This window comes from Bradyrhizobium guangzhouense, from assembly GCF_004114955.1.
Lineage (GTDB): Bacteria > Pseudomonadota > Alphaproteobacteria > Rhizobiales > Xanthobacteraceae > Bradyrhizobium > Bradyrhizobium guangzhouense.
In genome coordinates this window covers 6,055,036-6,076,580 of record NZ_CP030053.1, presented here as the reverse complement: position 1 = coordinate 6,076,580, position 21,545 = coordinate 6,055,036, and the positions used below count along the sequence as shown (strand labels likewise).

Genomic DNA, 21,545 nt, shown 5'->3' with positions numbered 1-21,545 from the left:
GGCAATCCCTGACAGCACGATCATTTGACTGATGTTTCGGCGGGATGCAACGGCGCCGGGCGCAGGGCCTTACTCCTCGCCGGCAAGCAGGGCGGCATTGCCGCCGGCCGCGGCCGTGTTGATGGTCACGGTCTGCTCGGTGGCAAAGCGCGTCAGATAATGCGGGCCGCCGGCCTTGGGGCCGGTTCCGGACAGGCCGTTGCCGCCAAACGGCTGCACGCCGACCACGGCGCCGATCATGTTGCGGTTGACGTAGATGTTGCCGACCTGGATGCGGTCGATGATGGCCTCGACCGTGTCGTCGATGCGGGAGTGGATGCCGAGCGTCAGCCCGTAGCCGGTGCGCTCGATCGCCTGCAGCACACGCGCGAGGGTTTCGGCCCGGTAGCGCACCACATGCAGGATCGGGCCGAATACCTCCTCGCCGAGCTGGCTGGCATCCCTGAGCTCGAAGATGTGCGGCGCGACGAAGCAGCCCTCCGGTGCCGTGCCGGCAAAGTGCAGCCGCGCCTCCGTCTTCATTCGCGCGATATGGGCGTCGAGGCGTTGCTTGGCCTCGGCATCGATGACAGGACCGACATGGGTCGCGACCTCGCTGGGATCGCCGATCCTGAGCTCGCGCGCAGCGCCCGCGATCATCTCGATCATGCGGTCCGCGACATCCTCCTGCACGAACAAGAGGCGCAGCGCCGAGCAGCGCTGGCCGGCGGAGCGGAACGCCGAGGTGACGACATCGTCGGCGACCTGCTCGGGCAGCGCGGTGGCATCGGCGATCATGGCATTGATGCCGCCGGTCTCCGCGATCAACGGCACGATCGATCCGTCCTTGGCAGCGAGCGTCCGGTTGATGTGGCGCGCCACGTCGGTCGAGCCGGTGAAGACGACGCCGGCGATATCAGGATGCGCGGTCAACGCCGCGCCGGTGCGGCCGTCGCCGGTGACCAGATGCAATGCGGCCTTGGGGATGCCGGCCTCGTGCAGCAGGGCGACGGCCTCGCGCGCGATGCGCGGCGTCTGCTCGGCGGGTTTTGCGACCACGCTGTTGCCGGCCATCAGCGCCGCCGTGACCTGACCCAAGAAAATCGCCAGCGGAAAATTCCACGGCGAGATCGCGATGAAGACGCCGCGGCCGCGCAGGGCGAGCGCGTTGCTCTCTCCGGTCGGTCCCGGCATCGGCGTCTCGCTGCCGAACAGCTTTCGGCCCTGCGCGGCGTAATAGCGGCAGAAATCAGCGGCTTCTCGCACCTCGGACAGCGCGTCGTCGAGCGTCTTGCCGTCTTCGGCTTGCAACAGCGCGATGAAATGCGCGTTGCGGCTCTCCAGCAAATGCGCGGCATGCTCCAGCGCAGCCGCGCGTGTCGCCGCGGGCGTCCGGCTCCATCCAGCAAAGCCCGCTCGGGCCGCTGCGATCGCGGCGCCCGCCTGTTCGGGGGTTGCGTCGGCGACGGGTTTGAGATCAGGCGTCGCGGCCTTGACCTCGGTCAGCAATCTATCGAGCGCCGCGCGTTCGCCGAATTCGATGCCGCCTGAATTGTGCCGCTCCGGCGCGAACAGATCGCCCGGCAGCGGAATCTTTGCGTGATGCGCATGATCGGGCCGGACGATGAGGTCGACCGGACGCTTCAACAGCGCCGTAACAGGCACGCGATAATCGGCCGCCTGCGCCACGAAGGACGAATTGGCGCCGTTCTCCAAAAGACGCCGCACCAGATAAGCGAGCAGGTCGCGATGGCTGCCGACCGGCGCATAGGTGCGGTAGGCGATCTCAGGGTGATCCTTGGCCAGCTGCTCGTAGAGCGCTTCTCCCATGCCGTGCAGGCGCTGGAACTCGAAGCCGCCGCTGTCGCCGGAGAGTTCCAGCACGGTCGCGACGGTGAGCGCATTGTGGGTCGCGAATTGCGGGAAGATGCGTGGCCGCAAACTCAGAAGCTTTGATGCGCAGGCGACGTAGTTGAGATCCGTCATCGCCTTGCGCGTGAACACCGGATAGCCGTCGAGCCCGCGCTCCTGCGCGCGCTTGATCTCGGTGTCCCAATAAGCGCCCTTGACCAGCCGCACCATCAGCTTGCGGTCATGCGCACGGGCGAGCTCGTGAATGTAGTCGATCACTGCACCGGCGCGCTTCTGATAGGCCTGGATCGCGAGCCCAAAGCCGTCCCATCCGCCAAGCATGGGATCGGCCAGCGTGGCCGCGATCACGTCGAGCGACAGCTCCAGCCGGTCGGCTTCCTCGGCATCGACGGTGAAGTTGAGGTCATACGCCTTGGCGCGCCGGGCGAGATCCTGTAATTGCGGCACCAGCTCGGCCATCACGCGGTGGCGGCTGATGGCCTCGAAGCGCGGATGCAGCGCCGAGAGTTTGACGGAGATGCCGGGGCGATCGGGCAGCGGATGATTGCCTGCCGCCTTGCCGATGGTCAGAATCGCACTGGCATAGGCGTCGAAATAGCGCTTGGCGTCTTCAGCCGTGCGTGCGCCTTCGCCGAGCATGTCGAAGGAATAGCGCGGCCTCTCGCCGGCGCGCGGTTTGCCCCGCTCCAGCGCCTGCTCGATGGTCTCGCCCAGCACGAAATGATTGCCCATCAGCCGCATCGCCTGGCGCGTCGCGGTGCGCACGGCAGGCGCGCCGAGCCGCTTCACCAACCGGCCGATGGTGCCATCGGGCGTCTCGCCGGGCTGGATCACCCTTGCCGACAGGCCGAGCGCCCAGGCCGAGGCGTTGACCAGGAATGCGGTGGACTTGGTCTCGTGATGGATGAAGTCGCCCTCGCCGAGCTTGTCCTCGATGAACTGGTCGGCGGTGCGGGCATCGGGCACGCGCAGCAGCGCTTCCGCCAGCACCATCAAGGCGAGGCCTTCCTTGGTCGAGAGCGCGAACTCCCGCAGCATGTCTTCGACGCCGCCGAGCCGGTCATCGCGCTTGCGGACGGCCTCGATCAGCCGGGTGGCCGTGCGATCGATCCGCGCTTCCCGCGGCGGGGCGAGATGCGCCGATGGAAACAGCCGCGCAGCAATGTCGGCATCATCAGGGGCGTAAGGGGCCGAGAAGGGCGGCGGAATGTTCGGCATGGCGTGTCCTGTTGCTCGGAATCAGGATAAAGCCCGCGAGACCGTAGTTCGATAGACAAGATAGCAATTTTGCCTTAGGAAATGAACATCTTTGGCATTTTGGCCACATATAATATGGAACTCGATCGAATCGACCGGAGAATCCTCTCGATTTTGCAGGAGGATGGGCGAATCGCCAATGTCGAGCTCGCCGAACGCATCGGACTGTCGCCGACCTCGATCGGCGAGCGGCTGAAGCGCCTGCAACGCGAGGGCATTGTCGAAGGCTACGGGGCGCGGCTCAATCCGCACCGGCTTGGGCTGGGTTTGCTCGTGTTCGTCGAGGTGCTGCTCGACAAGACCACGCCCGACAATTTCGAGCGCTTTGCGCGCGCGGTCAAACTCGCGCCCGAAGTGCTGGAGTGTCACATGGTTGCAGGCGGCTTCGACTATCTGGTGAAGGCGCGGCTGGCGGACATGACTGCGTATCGGCGCTTCCTCGGCGAGACCTTGCTGTCGATGCCGGGCGTGCGAGAGACGCGCACCTATGCGGTGATGGAGGAGATCAAGCGCGACGCACCGTTGCCGGTGGGCTGACCACATGCGGTCGCGATTGTCATTGCTGCGGCGTTGATTGGCGATCTCTCAAGGCCAATAGCCTTCCCTGTGCAGTCGCAACGCCTGTCGTCGAATGCACGAATCGTCTTCTGAAATTTTCTTGGCCTCACTCCCGGAGCGGATCCGGGAGGCAGCGAGAGCTGGCGGCTTATACTTTGAGGTTCTCTGCGGAGGTCTTGCCCCGGTTTGCGATCTCTTCGTATTCCACCGTCTGTCCTTCGTTCAGGGACGACAGACCGGCTTTCTGCACTGCCGAGATATGCACGAACACATCCTTGCCGCCCGACGCAGGCTGGATAAATCCATAACCCTTGGTCGGGTTGAACCACTTGACCGTACCTTTAGCCATCACGACTTCTCCGCGGGTCTTCCTCCGAGATCACGAACCGCCAGTCCCCGCCAACCGGCCGGTTCGGTCCTACAGGATACGCGGAATGTGGCAGGCTTGGTAGATCAAACCACATCCGCATTTCGCCGAAATTCGCTCAACTTCGCAGCGTTTTTGCCGGTTTTGCCCGTTTCGCGGTCAATTGAGCCTGCGCCGTCAACCTGGGCCGTCAATAAGTCGCGGCCAGATAGTCGACGATCTTGCCGACGTCGGCATCGTCGATCGGTGCGCCATAGACCTTGATCATCTTGGTCACCTCGGCCTGCCAGAAGCCCTTCTTGTCCTTCATCGGCGGCTGCGTCGCGATGTAGTCGGACGAGTGACAGGCGGCGCAATTGCCCTGGACCACCTCGAGATTGGGCCCGGGCTTGAAGGCCGCGACCTCGTCGGGCGTCTTGTAGTTGATCGGCGCGGCAAGGGCCGAACCCGCGACGGTGACAACCGCAAGCGCGGCGGCGAGGAGAACGGTGCGCTGCATGATATCTCTCCTCAGGCGACGCTGACGCGGGTGGTTTCGACGACGTTGCGCAAATAACCCGCGGGGTTCCAGCGCGGCGTCTCCGGCTGCGTCTCGCCGGAATTGCTGGTGGCGCGCACCTTGAGCGCGACCTCGCCTGCGGCGAGCTTCACCGGCAGCTTCCATTCGCGGAAAGAGTATTTTCCCAAATCCTTGCCGAGCTTGGCGGAGGTCCAGGTCTTGCCGCCATCGGTGGAGACCTGGACGTCCTTGATGCCCTTGCCGCTGTCGAAGGCGATGCCGCGCAGCGTCGTGCGTCCCGCCTTCAGCTTGGCGCCATCGGACACGCTGGTGATGAAGGAGCGGATGGTGAAGCGGTTGATCGGAATCGTCGCCTTTGGCGTCGTGCCGGGCTCAACCGAATTATCGGGCGTATCGGGAATGCGGTAGGCGCCCTTCATCCAGAAGCCATCGAAGACATTGTCGATGACGGTGATCTCGTTGAGGTGCTTGACCCAGTAGGTACCGTAATAGCCGGGTACCACCAGGCGCAGCGGGAAGCCGTTGAGGAACGGCAGATCGTCGCCGTTCATGCCATAGGCCAGCATCACCTCGCCATCGGTGGCGTGATCGAGGTCGAGCGCCTTGGCGAAGTCGGGAGTCCGGTCGCTGACCGGGCCATCCATGCCGCCGAAGACGACCTGCTTGGCGCCGGCCTGCACGCCGGCCATCTCGAGCACGGTCTTGAGCGGCACGCCGCGCCAGCGCGCATTGCCCATCGCCCCATTGGCGAGCTGGCCGCCGGCGACCCGCGGCTCGAAGAAGCCGCGGCTGTTGCCGGAGCACTGGTTGACGGCGACGATCTCCGTCGCCTTCATCTTGCGGATGTCCTTCAGCGACAGCTTGAGCGGCTTGTCGACCTTGCCCTTGACCTCGAGCGTGAACTTATCAGGGTCGAGATCGTAGGGCAGGCCAGCGAGGTGATAGCGCACGAAGAACGCGTTGTTCGGCGTGATCGGCCCGTCGTTGAACACCGCGAACGGCGTCTCGAGCTGCGGCGGCCGGCTGGTCAAGCCGATCATCGGCCGCTTCTGCGGATATTTCACCAGCGGCCGCTCACCATTGCCGATGGGCAGGGTGACGGTGTCCAGGGCCAGCGCCTTGGTTGAATTCAGTGTCGCCGCCATGGCGGCAAGACCCGCTCCTTTGAGCAGGTCGCGTCGGTCGAACATGTCGTCTCCTCCCGGAGCTTTTCGTCGGTTCGCGGTCATCACCGCAATCCCCGCCCCCATCTGTCGCAACGACTCAGCCGAAGTCAATTCGTGCTTTCGCAGCGGGTCCATGCCGCTGCGTTGCAGCAGGCCGGTGTTGTGTCTGTGACAAGTTTGAGCTGAGCTGTAGCCGCGACGACGGTGCACCTCTCCCGCTTGCGGGAGAGGTCGGCACGAAGTGCCGGGTGAGGGTTCTCACCTCTAGGGGGTTGTCCCGTTGCGGAGATACCCTCTCCCCAACCCTCTCCCGCAAGCGGGAGAGGGAGCGCACCTTCTGCGTGGCTTGCGCGTCAAGCCGCGACGCGCTCGCCGCCGGCGATGACGGCCGACAATGTCCTGGTGTCTGCAACCACCCGCACCATCATCGGCTCGTCGCGACCGCGGATCGCGACCTCCTGCTTCGGCAACGCATCCTCGTGAAGACCGGCGGCGCGGCGGACCTCGTCGGAGACGATGGCCTCGCATTGAAGCGTCTTCGTCATGTCCTGGAGCCGGGCGGCGACGTTCACGGCATCGCCGAGCGCGGTGAAGACGATGTGGTCGCGATAGCCGATGTCGCCGATGATGACCTCGCCGCCATGGACGCCGATGCCGAAGCGGATCGGCTGGCGCAGATCGTGGCTCAGCAGCTCGTTCAGCTCGTCCACATGGGTCGCAATGCCGGCGACGGCCTTGAGCGCCTGCCGGCAGGCTTCTTTCGGATCGGTGGTGAGGCCGAACAGCGCCAGCATGCCGTCGCCGACGAACTGGTTCGGCTGGCCGCCATTCTCGATCACGGCCTGCGACACCGCACCCAGGAAGCGGTTGACGATGAAGACTGTGTCGAACGGCAGCCGCTTCTCGGCAAGCTGCGTCGAGCCGCGCATGTCGACGAACAGGCTGACGAGATAGCGCTCCTGGCCGATTCGTGCGGGCGAGGACGCTTGGGCGTTGGCCGCCAGCATCTGCGGCATGAACAGCTGGAAGAAGGAGAGGTCGCAGTTCGGCCGCAGCTGGCAGGCAAGCCGGATCGAGGGATCGGCGGTGCCGACGCGGGCCAGCACGAAGGCCTCGCGCTGCGAGGGCTCGGGCAAGGCGCCGTGGTCGCCGATGATGCGGATGCGGCAGGTCGAGCAGCGGGCGCGACCGCCGCAGACGCTGGCATGCGGCACGTTGTGGCGCAGGCTCGCTTCCAGCACGGAGAGGCCCTTGGGCACGCGCACCGTCTTGCCGTTGCCGTAAGACAGCGCGATCATGCCGCCGCGCCGCTCGCGCCAGCCGCGCACTCCCCGTGCCAGCATCACCAGCCCGAGCAGGCCGAAATAACCGATCGTCAGTCCACCGGTGATGCGGTCGAGCGTATCGGCCTGTGCGAACGTGCCGACCTCGCGCTGCGTGTAATTTTGCCGGCGCCAGTCGCCGTCCTCACTGTCCGAGGCGACACTGCGGCCGCCCTGGTAGATGCCGAGCAGCGCCAGCGTCGGGATCAGCACCGCGGCCGCGAGCAGATAGGGCGCCGCGCGCGTGAAGAACGACTTCAACCGGAGCCAGAAATAGATGCCGATGCAGCCGTGGACCCAGGCGACGATCAGCAGGATCGTCATCGTCCAGAGCCGGCCGGGGGCCACGACGAAGAACAGATAGAGCTCCTGCGGATAGAGCTTCTCGTGGCCGTACAGCACCTGGCCGAGCCGGATGCCGATCACATGCGCCATCACCAGCGCGGGGATGCTCAGTCCCAGCACCAGCTGGAGCGGCTCGATCGTCCGCCAGCGGAACTGGCGGCGCTGGAACAGCGCGTAGACGCCGAGACCCATATGGGTGAACGCCGCGCCATAGAACACGATCGCCACGGGGAGGAACTGCCAGAAGGCGGTGTGGTAATAGACCCCGACCTGCATGGCATCGACCGAGATGTTGCCGAGCGCATGGTTGAGGAAATGGCTGACCACGTACGAGAACAGGATGACGCCGCAAACCAGCCGCACCTGCCGCGCGCTGGTCGAGCGGACGAGTTCGGGCAGTCGTGAAAGCACGGTGGCGGCCATGATTCGGTTGTACCAGTTCACTGAGGAGAACAGCCAGCGGAGAGTTAAATTCCACCCTTGAGCGGACCATCCGATCACATGCGCGGCAAGGTTACGTAACGGTAAGTGTTCGCAGCACGGGCAAAGCTCTCCGCCGTCGTCCCGGGCCACGCTGCGCTTGCCCGGGATGACGGTGCCTACATTGACTCCCCCTCCCAAGTCGGGGAAAAGCGCGGCCGTGACGCTTGCTCTCGACATCACCGCAAAGCCCGATGGCGCATCGCGCCGGCCGCTCGTCGTGGCCGCGCTGGTGATCGCCGCGATGACCGTGCTCCGCATTGTCTATGCCTCGTCCATCGAGCTGCGCACCGACGAGGCCTATTACTGGACCTGGTCGAAGGAGGGAGCGCTGAGCTTCCTCGATCATCCGCCCGGCATCGCCTGGCTGATCCGCTTCGGGACGGCGATTTTCGGTGACACCGTGCTCGGCGTCCGCTTCGGCGGCATCGTCGCGATGCTGGTGACGCAATGTCTGCTCGCCGACATCGTCCGCCGCCTCACCCATGATGTGCGCGCGATCGCAATTGCGGTGCTGATGCCGGAGGCCGCGCTCTACTATGGCCTGTTGATGGCCAAGGTCGCGCCCGACGTCGCCATGATTCCGTTCGCGGTGGCGATGATGTGGTCGCTGGTGCGACTTGCGCAGAGCGGCGACGGCCGCTGGTGGCTCGCGGCCGGCCTGTTCGCCGGCCTGTCGCTGCTGTCGAAATTCACCGTCATCATGTTCGCGCCTGCGGTGGCCGCCTTTCTGCTGGTGCCGGATTGGCGCTGGCGCTGGCTGCGCAGCCCGTACCCCTACCTCGCGGTGCTGATCGCAATCGCCGTGTTCTCGCCGGTCCTGATCTGGAACGCGCAGCACGATTGGGCCTCGGTCCGCTTCCAGGGCGTGCGCGCCACCGCCAATTACGGCATCTCGCTGCGGACCCTCGGCGACTATATCGGCCTGCAATTCGGCCTCGTCGGTTTCGTCATGCTGCCGGTGGTGCTGTCCGGTCTGGTGATGACGGCGTGGCGCGGCTATCGCTCCCGCGAGCCGGTTGCGATCCTGCTGTCGACGGCGGTGCTGGTGCCGTTCGTCTATTTCTTGTTCAAGTCGCTGACGCTCAGGGTCGGGGATACCTGGCCGATGTTCATGTGGCCGACGGGCTTTGCGGCCGCCGCAGTGAATCTCGTGCTGATGCAGAGAGAAGGCTGGTCGGCGCGGACGCTCCGTTCGGGCATCTTCTGGATGAACACGGCACTGGTGTCGGGCATCGCTTTCGTCGTGATCGTGTTCCTCTATTACGTCGCCGCGCCCTGGAACTTCCTCGGCAGGATGGATCCGATCGGCGCCGAGGCCGGCTTCGAGCAGGTCGCAGCGCGTGCGCAGGTCGCCCTCGATGAGACCGGCGCCACCTGGATCGCGACCACCGATTACCGCACCTACGCCATGATGCGCTGGCTGTTCCGCGGCCGGGTGCCCGTGGTCGAAATCAACGAACGCGGCCGCTTCCAGGATTTTCGCGATCCCGGCATGGACCGCATCAAGGGCCATGCGGGACTCTATATCGGGCGTCAGCCCGATGATCACGCGCCGATGTGGGATTCGATCCCTGCGAGGCGCGAGTCGTTGGGAGAGGCCGAGCGCCGCTGGCGCGGTGTCCTGATCGACACCTATACGCTCGACAAGCTCACCGGATGGACCCCGGAGCTTTCGCCGCCAAAGGACTCGCCGCTGTTCCAGTGGCGCGTGCTGGCTCTCAGAGCTACTCCTCGTCCTCTTTCCGCCGCAGCAGATCGGTCGCCAGATCCGACAGCTTCGGCGGCGGCAGCGCGGCGAATGGCAGCGGCCTGGTAACGTCGATCGCGGCGAGACCGAGGCGCGCCGTCAGCAGGCCGTTGAGCATGCCTTCACCGAGCCGCTGCGACAGCTTTGCCGCAATTCCGTGTCCGAGCATCTGCTGCACCAGGCTGTCGCTGGCGGCGAGGCCGCCGGTGATGGCGAGATGGGCGATGACGTGGCGGAGCAGGCGGATCATGCCGAGCGCGCCGGGCCGGCCGCCATAGAGGCGGGCGAGCTGGCGGATCAGGCGCAGCGAGGCCACGAACACGAACAGCACGTCGAACAGCGCGCGCGGCGATACCGCCGTGACGATCGAGACGCGCTGGGCCGCCGACGAGACCAGGCGCCGCGCCTCCGCATCGAGCGGCGCCATCAATTCGCGCTCGGCAAGCCGGATCATGTCGGCGCCATCGATGATCTCGCCGGAATGACTCTCCAGGGCGGCACGGGCGCGCGCGAGCTGCGGATTCTGGTGCGCGATCTTCAAGAGATCCTGCACGATCGCGCGGCTCTCCTTGCGATCGTCGCTGGCAAGGACGACGGCGGCGCGTGCATGCAGTTTCTCGATCGTCGCGAGGCGCACGAGCCCGAGCGCCTCCCGTCCGGTCACCACCGCGAGCGCCAGCGTGGTGACGAAGGCGAGCGCAAGCCCGACGAAGCCGAGGCTTTCGCTGCGCGCAAACAGATCCTCGATCAGACGGACGACGCCCAGCCCGGTGCCGAGCAGCGTCAGGCCGGCGACGCCGGACCAGAACAGCGCGCCCCAGGGGAAGCCACGCCGCGACGGCAGCGCCGGCTCGATCGGCACCGGCAAGGCCATCGGATCGTGCTCCGGCGTGATCCGGATCGTGGCGCGGCCGAGCCGGCCGGTCTCGTCGGGTTCGGTCAGGACGACATCGGGATCGTCGAGCCGGAACGTTGCCGGCCGCCGTGGCTTCGATCCGTCGTTCATGCGAGCTTGTCTCCGATCAGGAACTGCAGGGCACGGTCGAGGCGGATGTGAGGCAGCGCGGGTTCTTCCGTCCCTTCGTGGTCGAGCTTGGGCGGGCGGAAGCGCAGGAAGCGGAAATCGCTCTTTTCGGCGGCTTGTGTCGACAATCCGCGAAACGCATCCGCGCCGTTGAACAGCGGTTCGGGATCACCAGGCAGGTCGCCCGGAAAGGTTGCGACCTCCGTGTTGCCGTCGAAGAACTCGCCATTCGCACTTTCGCCGGCAGCCGGCGTACCCAGGATCGATGGCAATGTGTCGCGGCCATGCGCGACCTGTGCCTCGCGCGTGGCGCGCACGGCGGCGAGCGCCACCACGTCGATCGCAGCGCCGGTGTCTTCGGCGCGCGCAACGGCGCGGGTGACCGCGCGGCGCAGCACGGCCTCGAGCCGGTCGTGGCTGGAATGATGCAGATGGTCCGCCTTGGTCGCCGCGAACAGGATGCGGTCGATGCGCGGCCTGAACAGGCTGGAGAGGAACGTGCTGCGGCCGATGTTGAAGCAATCGAGAATGCCTGCCAGCGCCGCTTCGAGATCGTGCAGCGCCTCGGGGCCGGAGTTGAATGCGGCGAGCGCATCGGCCAGCACGATCTGGCGATCGAGCCGGGCGAAATGATCCCGGAAGAACGGCCGCACCACGATGTCCTTGTAGGCTTCAAAGCGGCGAACCATCATCGCCCAGAGCGATCCCTCCGGTGCTTGCCCGCCTGCGGGCACGGCGAGCGGGGCGAACGTCAGCGCCGGTGTATCGGCGAGACTGCCGGGCATCAGGAAGCGGCCCGGCGGCAACAGGCTCATGGCAAAGCGCTCGTCGCGGCAGGCACGCAGATAGCTCGTGAAGAGCTTGGCAGCCGTGAGGGTTGCCTGCTCGTCCTCGCGCGCCTCGGGCTTGAGCGTTGCGAGATGCGCGTGCCAATCGGCGGCAAGGTGCGCGCGCGGCGTTTCGCGCGACAGCGCCAGGCTCTCCGACGACCATTGCTCGTAACTCTTTTGCAGCAGCGGCAGATCGAGCAGCCATTCGCCGGGATAATCGACGATGTCGAGCGTCAGCGTGCGGTCGGCGCCGTTCTGGCGCTGGTAGTCGATGACCAGACGGAGCTCGCTGATGTCGACGGTCGAGCTCGGCCAGCGCCGCTCCTCGACCAGCGCGCGCAGATGGCTCTCGTAGGAAAAGCGCGGTACGGCATCATCAGGCTGCGGCGCCAGATGCGCCCGCGCGATCCGGCCCGATGAATAGGCCTCGAACACCGGAAACCGGCCGCCGCGCGTCAGCCCGTGGATCAGGGCCGTGATGAATACGGTCTTACCAGCGCGCGACAGGCCAGTGACACCAAGCCGCACCGTCGGGTTGAAGAAGTGCTCGCCATAGTCGATCAACGCCCGGGCCGACAGGCGCGCCTCTTCGACCATATCCTGGAAACTGAATGCCATATTAACTTAACGCGAGGGATATTGAAGGGGCGTGATCTCGGGCGGGCGGAACAGTGAAGCCGTTCACAAAAGTGGCAATTGCGCGGGGAAAATCAAGCTTCATACTTCCACCGCCTTTGTCGGCGATCAGCGGATTGAACGACGCGCTGATCCCGAGAGACCCATAGCAGAGGGCATTGCCTCACGTTGCGGATTGCCATGACCGTGTTCAGATTGAAACAGCTTGCATCCAGCTCCGTCCACGCCGCGGCCGACGCGATCCGCTGGAATTATGACCGCGCCGAGCTGATCGCCGACGGCATCATCCACGGGATCGGCGTGCTCGCCGGCATCATCGCCGCGACCGTGCTGGTGGTGCTGGCGGCGGTCTATGCCGATGCCACCGACATCGTCGGCGTCTCGATCTATGTCGCGGGACTGCTCGCGATGCTGGTGCTGTCCGCGACCTATAATCTCTGGCCGGTCTCGCGTGCCAAATGGCTGCTGCGCCGCTTCGATCATTCCGCGATCTATCTGCTGATCGCCGCGACCTACACGCCGTTCATCCTGGAGGTGAGGGACAGCGCTTTCGCGCTGGTGCTGCTCGCCGGCGTCTGGTGCGTCGCGATATCGGGCATCGTGCTGAAACTTTTCTACCCCGGCCGGTTTGATCGTGTCTCGGTCGGCATCTATCTCGTGATGGGCTGGAGCGGCCTGATGCTGTACGGACCCGTGGTCAGGGCGCTGCCCGCGCTCGCGCTCGGCTTCATCCTGGCGGGCGGCCTGCTCTACAGTTTTGGCGTGATCTTCCACGCCTGGCGCCGACTGCGTTTCCAGAACGCGATCTGGCACGGCTTTGTCTTGGCCGGCGCGGCATGCCATTATACCGCGGTGCTCGACCTCGTCTTGAACTGAGCACGTCCCGCGACGCGGGATAAGACGACACAAGACGAGATTACATAAGAAAAGAGGAGACGTCGCATGCAGGTGACCGGCAAGGTCGTGGTCGTCACAGGCGGCGCCAACGGCATCGGCAAGGCGCTGTGCGAGGCCTTTCACAAGGCGGGTGCCGCCAAGGTCGTGGTTGCGGACATGGATGCCGCCAACGCGCGGGCCGTCGCCGCCACGGTGGACGGCGCGGCGTTCAGATGCGACGTCGCGCAGGAAAAGGAAATCTCCCACGTCATCGAGGAGACCGAGCGGCAGTTCGGGCCGATTGATCTGTTTTGCTCAAACGCCGGCATCGGCGGCGGCTTCGATCCGATGTCGGTCAATGCCGGCGGCGCCTCCGACGAGCCGTGGCAGCGCAGCTGGGCGATCCACGTCATGGCGCATGTCTATGCTGCCAGGCATCTGATCCCCCGCATGAAGACGCGTGGCGGTGGCTATTTCCTCAACACCATTTCGGCCGCGGGCCTGCTGTCGCAGGTCGGCAGCCCCGCGTACTCCACCACCAAGCATGCCGCAGTGGGCTTTGCCGAAAATCTCGCGATCTCGCACAAGGCTCACAACATCAAGGTCTCGATCCTCTGCCCGCAGGGCGTCGATACCAACATGCTGCGCTCGATCCCCAAGGGCCCGCAATCCGGTGACGGCGATCTCACGCCCGAGCAGGTGGCGAAGGACGTGCTCGCCGGCCTCGAGCAGGAGACCTTCCTGATCCTGCCGCACGCCCAGGTACTCGGCTACATGCGCAAGAAGACCGAGAATTACGACCGCTGGATCGGCGGCATGGCCAAGATCCAGGCGAAGATGCGGGAGGAGTTCGGGAAGTAGGGACACAGTTTCCGCAATTGACGCTGTCATGCCCCGCGAAGGCGGGGCATCCAGTACTCCGCGGCGGCTATTGGTTTGCACAACTAGCGCCGCGGAGTACTGGATCGCCCGCCTTCGCGGGCGATGACAGCTGAGTGTGTGGCGGCGTTCGTCCCCTAATGCTTCTGCCCGTACAGCAGCGGCACCGCCGAATCCACGACGACCTCCACCAAGCTCGTGCCCTCGTGCGCCATGCCGCGCCTCAGCGCATCGCCGAGCTCCGCCGCCTTGCTCACCCGCATTGCGTGACAGCCCATGCTTTCGGCGAGCTTCACGAAATCGATCCCCGGCAACTCCAGCCCCGGCACGTTGCGCACCTGCATCACCTGGCTGAACGAGCGCATCGCGCCATAGCCGGAATTGTTGATGACGACGATGGTGAGCGGCAGCTTGCGCTGCGCGGCGGTCCATAGCGCCTGGATCGAGTACATCGCCGAGCCGTCGCCGATCAGGCAGACGGTGCGCTGCTTCGTTTTGCCCAGCGCCATGCCCACCGCGGCGGGCAGGGAATAGCCGAGGCCGCCGCTCGACATCGTGTAAAAGCTGTCCTGGCCGGGCATCGGCAGGAATTTCTGCATCGCCGGCCGGTGCGAGGGCACCTCCTCGACGAGTGACGCGCCATCCGGCATCGCCTGCGACAGCGCGTGCAGCAGGAATTCGACCGGCAGCGGGTCGCCGGCCTGTGGCGCCGGCGGCAGCGTGCGGCCTCTTGGCGCGGCGCGCTTGCTCTCGGGCAGCATGTCGAGCAGCGCGCTCAGCGCCGGCTTCATCGTCGCGATGATGCTGGTGCCTGATGGCGTCACTGCGGCCGCATCCGCATCGTCCGTGATCTGGAAGATGGTCGCGCCGCCGTCGAAGATCGCGGCATGGCCTTCGACATGGAAGGTGAACACCGGCGCGCCGATCACGACGACGAGGTCGTGCTCGCGCAGCGCATCGGAGAGCTGCGCGGGCGAGGCGTGCAGGAAGCCTGCGAATTGCGGATGCCGCTCGGGGAACGAGCAGCGGGCCGAGAAAGGGCTGACCCAGACGCTCGCCTTCGCCTTCTCGGCGACGCGCACCATCAGATCGACTGCGCCGGCGCGATCGATTCCGGGGCCGACGACGAGGGCAGGATGCTTTGCCGAGCCGAGCGCTGCGACCAGCGCCTTCATCGCCTCAGGCTCAGGCCCGATCTCGCGGCTGACCTTTCGCGCCTCGATCGGCGCGCAGGCGTGCGCCCAGTCGTCGATCGGGATCGACACGAAGGTCGGCCCGCACGGCGGCTGCATCGCGGTGTAATAGGCCCGCGCGATTGCGGCCGGCACGTCTTCGGCCCGCGCCGGCTCGACGCTGTACTTCACATAGGGGCGCGGAAACTCCGAGGCGCGCTCGGCATAGAGGAACGCCTGCAGCGGCAGGATCGAGCGCGCCTGCTGGCCGGCGGTGATCACCAGCGGCGTCTGGTTGCGGTGCGCGGTGTAGATGTTGCCGAGCGCATTGCCGACGCCGGCCGCCGAATGCAGGTTGACGAAGCCGGCATTGCGGGTTGCTTGCGCATAACCGTCGGCCATGCCGACCGCAGAGGCTTCCTGCAGCGCCAGCACATAGTCGATGTCGCCAGGCCAGTCACTGAGGAAGGGCAACTCGGTCGAGCCGGGATTGCCGAACACCTTTGTGATGCCGAACGCGCGCAGCAGGTCGAGCGTCGCCTGCTTGACGGTGACGGACTTGCTCCCGGTCTTGCCGTTCTTGGCCATTGGTTTCCGTCCCTTGTTGTTTATCGCCGCTACTAGCCCCACCCGTCATTGCGAGCGGAGCGAAGCAATCCAGACTATCTCTGCGGAGGGATTCTGGATTGCTTCGCTCCGCTCGCAATGACGGGGAGGAAACAGCGGCGGCTCACCACACCGCCGTCCCCTTCATCGTCGGCTGCCCCTGCGCATTCGCGGTCCACAGCTCCATGCCCGCGTCGGTCTCGTTGGCGTTGATGGAAAACTCGCTGCCCTCGAACAGCGGCTGCACGCCGCGATATGAGAATTTCTGCGGCGCCTTGCCACCGCGCAGCTTCGCCGCCATCTCGATGATCAGCGCGGCCTGCAGCGGCCCGTGGAAGATCAGGCCCGGATAGCCCTCGACCTTGGTCACGTAGTCGCGGTCGTAATGGATGCGGTGACCGTTAAAGGTCAGTGCGGAGTAGCGAAACAGCAGCACAGGATCGGAGACGTGCGTCTCGCGGTGCTGCGCCTTCGGCGGCGGAGGCGAGGCCTTCGCGCTCGCGGGCGCGCTGCTGGTCACCTCGCGATAGACGATGTCCTGCCGCTCGCGAATGGCAATGCCGCGCGGTGATGTGACGGTATGCTCGACCGAGACGAGACACAGCGTGCCGGTCGAACCCGTCTTCACCTGCACGTCGGCGATACGCGAGGTGCGGGTCGATTCGTCGCCGACGCGGAGCGGCTCCAGGAATTCGATCTCGCCGCCCGCCCACATCCGGCGCGGCAGCGGCACCGGCGGCAGGAAGCCGCCGCGGGTCGGGTGGCCGTCGGGCCCGAGCATCGACATCGGAAACACCGGCTGGGCCAGGCACCAATGCACCGTGAACGGCGCGGCATCGCCCGCCTTGGGCTCACCGACGTCCTGGAACAGCGTTGCGCGCAGGCCCATGACGAGCTGCGCGGTGACGATGTCGGTGGCCTCGGTGCTGCGGCCGATCCATTGCCTGAGGTGATCGATGTCGAGCTTATCGGTCATGATGCCTCGCTCTTGTTACTTCTTGGGATTCTCGCCGATCGCGGGCACGGCGCCGTAGGTGCGCGTCTCGCCGACGATAACAGGCGCCGGCGCGGGATAGCTGACGCGGCCGTTCGGCGTATCCACCTCGATGCGGCGCAGGTGCGGATGGTTGGTGAGGTCGGTCATGGTGTTGACCTCGGCAAACGCAATGTCGGCATCGGACAGCCGTTTCAAGAGCTGGTCGCGCGTCATCCTGCCGAAGATGTCGGCGACCGTTGTGTCTGTGAAATCGCGGTTGCGCACCCGCTCCACCATGTTGGCGACGCGGGGATCGGCGGGCAGATCCGGCCGGTCCAGCACCTCGGCGCAGAGCGTCTTCCACTCGCGCTCGCTCTGGATCGAGATCAGGATGTCCTTGCCGTCCTTGGAGGTGAAGACGCCATAAGGAGCGATCGAGGGATGACGCAGCCCCATGCGCTTTGGCGGATTGCCCGCCTCGGCGTTGAGCAGCGGCACCGTGCACCAATCCGCCATGACATCGAACATGGAGATGCGGATGTCCGCCCCCTTGCCGGTGCGCCCGCGCGCGATCAGCGCCTCCAGGATCGCCGCATGTGCGGTCGCGCCGGTCGCGACGTCGACGATGGACATGCCGACGCGCGAGGCGCCATCGGGATTGCCCGTGATCGAGGCCAGCCCGCTCTCGGCCTGGATCAGCAAATCATAGGCCTTGCGATGCGCGTAGGGGCCCTCGTCGCCATAGCCGGTGATGGTGCAGGAGATCAGCTTCGGATAGTCCTTCAGCAGCCGCTCGCGGGAGAAGCCGAGCTTGTCCATCGAGCCCGGCTTGAGGTTCTGCACCAGCACGTCGGCGCTGGCGATCAGCTTCTCGAGTTCGGCTCGCCCTTCCTTGGTGGCGAGATCGACCACCGCCGATTGCTTGCCGCGGTTGAGCCAGACGAAATAGCTGCTCTGGCCCTTGGCCGCCGCGTCATAGCCGCGGGCGAAATCGCCCTCCGGCCGTTCGATCTTGATCACCTCCGCGCCCGCATCCGCCAGCCGCGAGGAGCAGAACGGCGCCGCCACCGCCTGCTCGACCGCAATCACCCTGATCCCGTCAAGAGCTCCCATGGTGCGACCTCAGTACGAGCGGGGCATGCCGAGCACATGCTCGGCGACAAAGGAGAGCACGAGATTGGTCGAGATCGGCGCCACCTGATAGAGCCGGGTCTCGCGGAATTTGCGCTCGACGTCGTATTCCTCGGCAAAGCCAAAACCGCCATGGGTCTGGATGCAGGCATTGGCCGCTTCCCAGGACGCATCCGCCGCGAGCATCTTGGCCATGTTGGCCTCCGCGCCGCAGTCGAGCCCGGCCTCGTATTTGCGGGTTGCTTCCTTCACCATTAATTCGGCCGCGCGCATCGAGGCGTAAGCCTTGGCGATCGGGAACTGAATGCCCTGATTCTGCCCGATCGGCCGGCCGAACACGCTGCGCTCCCTGGCGTAGTTCGTCGCCTTGGCGATGAACCACTTTGCATCGCCGACGCATTCGGCGGCGATCAGGATGCGCTCGGCATTCATGCCGGAGAGGATGTAGCGAAAGCCCTTGCCTTCCTCGCCGATCAGATTCTCCGCCGGCACCTTCATGTCGGTAAAGAACACTTCCGTCGTGGCGTGGTTCATCATGGTGCGGATCGGGCGGATCTCGAGGCCATTGTTCTTGGCCTCGCGCATGTCGACGATGAACACGGACAGTCCATCGGTGCGCTTCTTGGCCTGCTCCTTCGGCGTGGTGCGCGCCAGCAGCACCATCAAGTCGGAATGCTCGGCGCGGCTGGTCCAGATCTTCTGGCCGTTGACGATGTAGCTGTCGTTGCCTTCCTTGCGCGCAAAGGTCTTCAGCGAGGAGGTGTCGGTGCCGCTGGTCGGCTCGGTGACGCCGAAGGCCTGCAGGCGCAATTCGCCGCTGGCGATCTTCGGCAGATATTTTGCCTTCTGCTCGGCATTGCCGTGCCGCAGCACCGTGCCCATCGTGTACATCTGCGCGTGGCAGCCGCCGCCGTTGCACCCCGCGCGCTGGATTTCTTCCAGGATCGCGGCCGCCGCGGACAGCTTCAGCCCCGCGCCGCCATATTCCTCGGGGATCAGGACCGAGAGATAGCCGGCCTCGGTCAGCGCATCGACGAAAGCCTTGGGGTAGGCCATTTCGCGATCGAGCTTGCGCCAATACTCGCCGGGAAACTGCGCGCAGAGTTTCGCGACGGCTTCGCGGATGTCGGCGTAATCTTCGGTGTGGTGTTCTTCACTCATGGCGTTTCCCGTATTGAGCGGCAGTCAAGATAACGCCGGCCGATCCTCTGGCGTTGTGAAAACATCGCCAGCCCCCTATGCTCATTTGCTATAGCGTATGGAGTAGCCTTCCAGGATTGGCAAGCATGGATTTCCGGCAGCTCAGGACCTTCAGTTGCGTGGCGGAGCTCGGCAGCCTGAGCAAGGCTTCCGACACGCTGCGCGTGGCGCAGCCTGCGCTGTCGAGGCAGATCAAGCTGCTGGAGCACGAGCTGCGCACGGAACTGTTCACCCGCAACGGCCGCGGCATGGTGCTGACCGAGGCCGGCCGGCTCTTGCTCGCGCGGACCTCCGGCATCGTGCGGCAGATCGACCAGATCCGCGACGACATCCAGTCGGCCAAGGGACCGCCGTCGGGGCAGGTCGTTCTCGGCCTGGTTCCGACAGTCAGCTGCGTGCTGTCGGCGCGCTTTGCGCGGCGCTGTGTCGAAAAATTTCCCGGTATCTCGCTGCGCATCGTCGAGAGCTACAGCGGCCATATCGTCGAATGGCTGCATCGCGGCGAGATGGATCTCGCCATCCTCTACGGCCGTTCCGCCGATCTGCATCTCCATGTGCAGAGCCTCGGGCGCGACAACATCGTCGCGGTCGGTCCGCGCGGCTGCGGCCTCGCGCGCAAGAAGAGCGTCGATATCGGCTGGCTGCTGCGGCAGCGGCTGGTGCTGCCCAGTCATTCGCACGGTCTCCGCGCGCTGATCGAGCACGCCGCCGCGCAGCGCAAGATCAAGCTCAACGTCCAGCTCGAGGCGGATTCGTTTCGCGTGCTGACGAGCCTCGTCGAGGAAGGCCTCGGCTTTGCGCTGCTGCCGCCATCGTCGGTCCATGCCGAGGTCGCCGACGGCAGGCTGGAAACGGCCATGGTGTCCAAGCCGATGACGCGCGAGCTCATTTTCGCTTCTCCGATCGACCGCCCGGCCTCGACGGCCTCGCTCGCCGTCACCGCGCTGCTGCGCGAGGAAGTCGCCGCCTGCCGCAAGGAAGGCGTGTGGGACATCAAGCTGAGTTAGGTGCTTTCAATGCGGTTTAGGACAGAAGGGCGGGTGCGGCCCATCGCATGTTGTGCGAGCTGTCATGCCGGAATTTTATAGCTGGCCGTCCCATACTCCGTCGTCATCGCCCGCGAAGGCGGGCGATCCAGTATTCCAGAGGCCGTAGTGCTTGAGCCGAGAAGCCGCAGCGTACTGGATGCCCGCCTTCGGGGGCTTGGCAACTGAATTTGGAGAGGCGCGTCGCCTCAAAGAACTCCGCAGGAGAGAGCCGCTACCCCGGAATCCTCACCGGCAGCGTCTCATATCCCTTGATGAAGCTGGAATAGATCCGCTTCGGCTCGCCGACCACCTCGATCCGGTCGAACCGCTTCAGCATTTCCTCCCAGACGATGCGCAGTTGCAGCTCCGCGAGCCGCATGCCGACGCAGCGGTGGATGCCGAAGCCGAAGGAGAGATGCGTGCGGGGCCGGGCGCGGTCGATGATGAACTCGTTCGGCCGCTCGATCATCTCCTCGTCGCGATTGCCCGAGACGTACCACATCACGACGCGGTCGCCCTTCTTGATGTGTTTGCCGTTGATCTCGGTATCCTGGAGCGCGGTGCGGCGCATATGCGCCAGCGGCGTCTGCCAGCGGATCACCTCCGGCACCATGGTGTCGATCAGTTCAGGGTTGGCGCGCAGCTTATCGTACTGCTCGGGGTTTTCGTTCAGCGCCAGCACCGATCCGGTCATGGTGTTGCGCGTGGTGTCGTTGCCGCCGACGATGAGCAGGATGATGTTGCCCATGAGGTTGTCGGGGTCCATGAAGCGCGTGGCGTCGTTGTGGGCCATCAGCGACAGCAAATCGTTGCGCGGCGCGGAGTTGACGCGCTCGTTCCACAGCTTCGACATGTAGGCGTAGCACTCGTCCATCTCGCGGCGGCGCTCTTCGGCCGAAGCGACGATGCCGCTCTTGGGCAGCGCGGTGGACACGTCGGACCAGCGCGTCAGCTTGCGCCGCTCCTCCCAGGGGAAGTCGAACAGGGTCGCCAGCATCTGCGTCGTCAGCTCGATCGAGACCCGTTCGACGAAATTGAAAGTCTCGTTGCGCGGCAGATTGTCCAGCACGGTCTGCGAGCGCTCCCGGATCAGTTTTGCCAGCTCGTCCAGATGCGTCGGCGTGAACATCGGCGACACGGTCTTGCGCTGTGACGAGTGCTTGGGCTGGTCCATCGCAATGAAGCTCGGCCAGTCGTAGCCCTCAGGCACGTCACGAATCGAGATGCCGCCAAGCGTCGAATCCGAGGAGAAGATGCCGTGATTGGTGTCGACATGCATGATGTCGTTGTATTTCACCACCGACCAGTACGGCTCGATCGGCGCATTGGTGCAGTAATGCACCGGCTCTTCCTTGCGCAGCCGCTCGAACCACGGCCACAGCGTGTCGTCCTGGAACAGCCTCGGCGCCCCCGGGTGGAAATTCTTCAGCGGCGTCGCATAGGCTTCCTCGCGCGCGCGCCGCATGCGTTCGGCCTTGTCGGCCTTGACCGGGGTCTGAATGTTCATGGGCAGTCGCTCCAGTGTGTTCGTTCACGCCGTCGCGGTGGCGCGTCGTCGCAAGTGCCAATGT

At 65.3% G+C, this 21,545-nt stretch carries 17 protein-coding genes; 5 read left to right on the top strand and 12 right to left on the bottom strand.

The window, feature by feature from the left end; genetic code table 11:
- Window positions 1–69: 69 nt before the first annotated feature.
- Window positions 70–3,069 carry a bifunctional proline dehydrogenase/L-glutamate gamma-semialdehyde dehydrogenase PutA gene (gene putA / locus XH91_RS28940; protein ID WP_128953755.1) on the bottom strand — a complete coding sequence of 1,000 codons (3,000 nt, stop codon included), beginning with the start codon at window positions 3,067–3,069 and terminating at the stop codon, window positions 70–72.
- A gap of 114 nt (window positions 3,070–3,183) precedes the next feature.
- Between putA and XH91_RS28935 the strand changes: the two genes are divergently transcribed.
- On the top strand, window positions 3,184–3,645 hold the full coding sequence (locus XH91_RS28935; RefSeq protein WP_128953754.1) for an Lrp/AsnC ligand binding domain-containing protein: 462 nt from the start codon (window positions 3,184–3,186) through the stop codon (window positions 3,643–3,645).
- A 169-nt stretch (window positions 3,646–3,814) separates the two neighbouring features.
- Here the strand turns inward: XH91_RS28935 and XH91_RS28930 are convergent, their stop codons facing one another.
- The 4 genes from XH91_RS28930 to XH91_RS28915 form a co-directional block, all read right to left on the bottom strand.
- On the bottom strand, window positions 3,815–4,015 hold the full coding sequence (locus tag XH91_RS28930) for a cold-shock protein (RefSeq protein ID WP_008134691.1): 201 nt from the start codon (window positions 4,013–4,015) through the stop codon (window positions 3,815–3,817).
- Window positions 4,016–4,223: 208 nt separating this feature from the next.
- On the bottom strand, window positions 4,224–4,532 hold the full coding sequence (gene sorB, locus XH91_RS28925; RefSeq protein WP_128953753.1) for a SorB family sulfite dehydrogenase c-type cytochrome subunit: 309 nt from the start codon (window positions 4,530–4,532) through the stop codon (window positions 4,224–4,226).
- Between the two features lie 11 nt (window positions 4,533–4,543).
- Window positions 4,544–5,743, bottom strand: coding sequence for a SorA family sulfite dehydrogenase catalytic subunit (gene sorA, locus XH91_RS28920; protein WP_128953752.1), 1,200 nt, complete (start codon window positions 5,741–5,743; stop codon window positions 4,544–4,546).
- 329 nt (window positions 5,744–6,072) lie between these two features.
- The gene (locus XH91_RS28915; RefSeq protein WP_128953751.1) at window positions 6,073–7,809 is read right to left on the bottom strand and encodes an adenylate/guanylate cyclase domain-containing protein; all 1,737 of its coding nucleotides are present in this window, start codon (window positions 7,807–7,809) and stop codon (window positions 6,073–6,075) included.
- Window positions 7,810–8,110: 301 nt separating this feature from the next.
- Between XH91_RS28915 and XH91_RS28910 the strand changes: the two genes are divergently transcribed.
- Window positions 8,111–9,685, top strand: coding sequence for a glycosyltransferase family 39 protein (locus XH91_RS28910; protein ID WP_245477366.1), 1,575 nt, complete (start codon window positions 8,111–8,113; stop codon window positions 9,683–9,685).
- Here the strand turns inward: XH91_RS28910 and XH91_RS28905 are convergent.
- Both XH91_RS28905 and XH91_RS28900 read right to left on the bottom strand, forming a co-directional pair.
- Complete coding sequence (locus XH91_RS28905; protein ID WP_128953749.1) at window positions 9,594–10,622, bottom strand: YcjF family protein; 1,029 nt, start codon at window positions 10,620–10,622, stop codon at window positions 9,594–9,596. The two genes, XH91_RS28910 and XH91_RS28905, sit on opposite strands and share 92 nt — an antisense overlap.
- Window positions 10,619–12,088 (bottom strand): YcjX family GTP-binding protein, encoded by a 1,470-nt coding sequence (locus tag XH91_RS28900; protein WP_128953748.1) that lies wholly within the window; start codon window positions 12,086–12,088, stop codon window positions 10,619–10,621. Before XH91_RS28900 ends, XH91_RS28905 begins: the two co-directional genes overlap by 4 nt.
- Window positions 12,089–12,286: 198 nt before the next feature.
- Between XH91_RS28900 and trhA the strand changes: the two genes are divergently transcribed.
- Window positions 12,287–12,982, top strand: coding sequence for a PAQR family membrane homeostasis protein TrhA (trhA, locus tag XH91_RS28895; RefSeq protein WP_128953747.1), 696 nt, complete (start codon window positions 12,287–12,289; stop codon window positions 12,980–12,982).
- 66 nt (window positions 12,983–13,048) lie between these two features.
- A complete protein-coding gene (locus XH91_RS28890) occupies window positions 13,049–13,843 on the top strand; it encodes an SDR family oxidoreductase (protein ID WP_128953746.1) in 795 nt (264 codons plus the stop codon).
- A gap of 155 nt (window positions 13,844–13,998) precedes the next feature.
- Here the strand turns inward: XH91_RS28890 and mdlC are convergent, their stop codons facing one another.
- From mdlC to XH91_RS28860, 4 genes are all read right to left on the bottom strand, one after another.
- Window positions 13,999–15,621 (bottom strand): benzoylformate decarboxylase, encoded by a 1,623-nt coding sequence (mdlC, locus tag XH91_RS28880; RefSeq protein ID WP_128953745.1) that lies wholly within the window; start codon window positions 15,619–15,621, stop codon window positions 13,999–14,001.
- Between the two features lie 142 nt (window positions 15,622–15,763).
- Window positions 15,764–16,615, bottom strand: coding sequence for an HTD2 family dehydratase (locus tag XH91_RS28870; RefSeq protein ID WP_128953743.1), 852 nt, complete (start codon window positions 16,613–16,615; stop codon window positions 15,764–15,766).
- A gap of 15 nt (window positions 16,616–16,630) precedes the next feature.
- Complete coding sequence (locus XH91_RS28865) at window positions 16,631–17,728, bottom strand: CaiB/BaiF CoA transferase family protein (RefSeq protein ID WP_128953742.1); 1,098 nt, start codon at window positions 17,726–17,728, stop codon at window positions 16,631–16,633.
- Window positions 17,729–17,737: 9 nt separating this feature from the next.
- Window positions 17,738–18,907, bottom strand: a complete 1,170-nt coding sequence (locus tag XH91_RS28860) for an acyl-CoA dehydrogenase family protein (RefSeq protein WP_128953741.1) — start codon at window positions 18,905–18,907, stop codon at window positions 17,738–17,740.
- A gap of 125 nt (window positions 18,908–19,032) precedes the next feature.
- Between XH91_RS28860 and XH91_RS28855 the strand changes: the two genes are divergently transcribed.
- Window positions 19,033–19,953: a LysR family transcriptional regulator gene (locus tag XH91_RS28855; RefSeq protein WP_128953740.1), complete on the top strand. Its 921-nt coding sequence runs from the start codon at window positions 19,033–19,035 to the stop codon at window positions 19,951–19,953.
- A gap of 253 nt (window positions 19,954–20,206) precedes the next feature.
- On the opposite strand, the gene XH91_RS28850 is transcribed toward XH91_RS28855, so the two are convergent.
- A complete protein-coding gene (locus tag XH91_RS28850; RefSeq protein ID WP_128953739.1) occupies window positions 20,207–21,481 on the bottom strand; it encodes a cytochrome P450 in 1,275 nt (424 codons plus the stop codon).
- Between the last annotated feature and the right edge of the window lie 64 nt (window positions 21,482–21,545).

Excerpts from the sequence above, each read along its gene's own strand:
- XH91_RS28910 (WP_245477366.1), top strand. The coding sequence starts at position 8,111 with ATGACCGTGCTCCGCATTGTCTATGCCTCGTCCATCGAGCTGCGCACC.
- mdlC (WP_128953745.1), bottom strand. The coding sequence starts at position 15,621 with ATGGCCAAGAACGGCAAGACCGGGAGCAAGTCCGTCACCGTCAAGCAG.
- XH91_RS28900 (WP_128953748.1), bottom strand. The coding sequence starts at position 12,088 with ATGGCATTCAGTTTCCAGGATATGGTCGAAGAGGCGCGCCTGTCGGCC.
- XH91_RS28870 (WP_128953743.1), bottom strand. The coding sequence starts at position 16,615 with ATGACCGATAAGCTCGACATCGATCACCTCAGGCAATGGATCGGCCGC.
- XH91_RS28890 (WP_128953746.1), top strand. The coding sequence starts at position 13,049 with ATGCAGGTGACCGGCAAGGTCGTGGTCGTCACAGGCGGCGCCAACGGC.
- putA (WP_128953755.1), bottom strand. The coding sequence starts at position 3,069 with ATGCCGAACATTCCGCCGCCCTTCTCGGCCCCTTACGCCCCTGATGAT.
- XH91_RS28860 (WP_128953741.1), bottom strand. The coding sequence starts at position 18,907 with ATGAGTGAAGAACACCACACCGAAGATTACGCCGACATCCGCGAAGCC.
- XH91_RS28915 (WP_128953751.1), bottom strand. The coding sequence starts at position 7,809 with ATGGCCGCCACCGTGCTTTCACGACTGCCCGAACTCGTCCGCTCGACC.
- trhA (WP_128953747.1), top strand. The coding sequence starts at position 12,287 with ATGACCGTGTTCAGATTGAAACAGCTTGCATCCAGCTCCGTCCACGCC.
- XH91_RS28850 (WP_128953739.1), bottom strand. The coding sequence starts at position 21,481 with ATGAACATTCAGACCCCGGTCAAGGCCGACAAGGCCGAACGCATGCGG.
- XH91_RS28865 (WP_128953742.1), bottom strand. The coding sequence starts at position 17,728 with ATGGGAGCTCTTGACGGGATCAGGGTGATTGCGGTCGAGCAGGCGGTG.
- XH91_RS28930 (WP_008134691.1), bottom strand. The coding sequence starts at position 4,015 with ATGGCTAAAGGTACGGTCAAGTGGTTCAACCCGACCAAGGGTTATGGA.
- XH91_RS28935 (WP_128953754.1), top strand. The coding sequence starts at position 3,184 with ATGGAACTCGATCGAATCGACCGGAGAATCCTCTCGATTTTGCAGGAG.
- XH91_RS28855 (WP_128953740.1), top strand. The coding sequence starts at position 19,033 with ATGGATTTCCGGCAGCTCAGGACCTTCAGTTGCGTGGCGGAGCTCGGC.
- XH91_RS28905 (WP_128953749.1), bottom strand. The coding sequence starts at position 10,622 with ATGAACGACGGATCGAAGCCACGGCGGCCGGCAACGTTCCGGCTCGAC.
- sorB (WP_128953753.1), bottom strand. The coding sequence starts at position 4,532 with ATGCAGCGCACCGTTCTCCTCGCCGCCGCGCTTGCGGTTGTCACCGTC.
- sorA (WP_128953752.1), bottom strand. The coding sequence starts at position 5,743 with ATGTTCGACCGACGCGACCTGCTCAAAGGAGCGGGTCTTGCCGCCATG.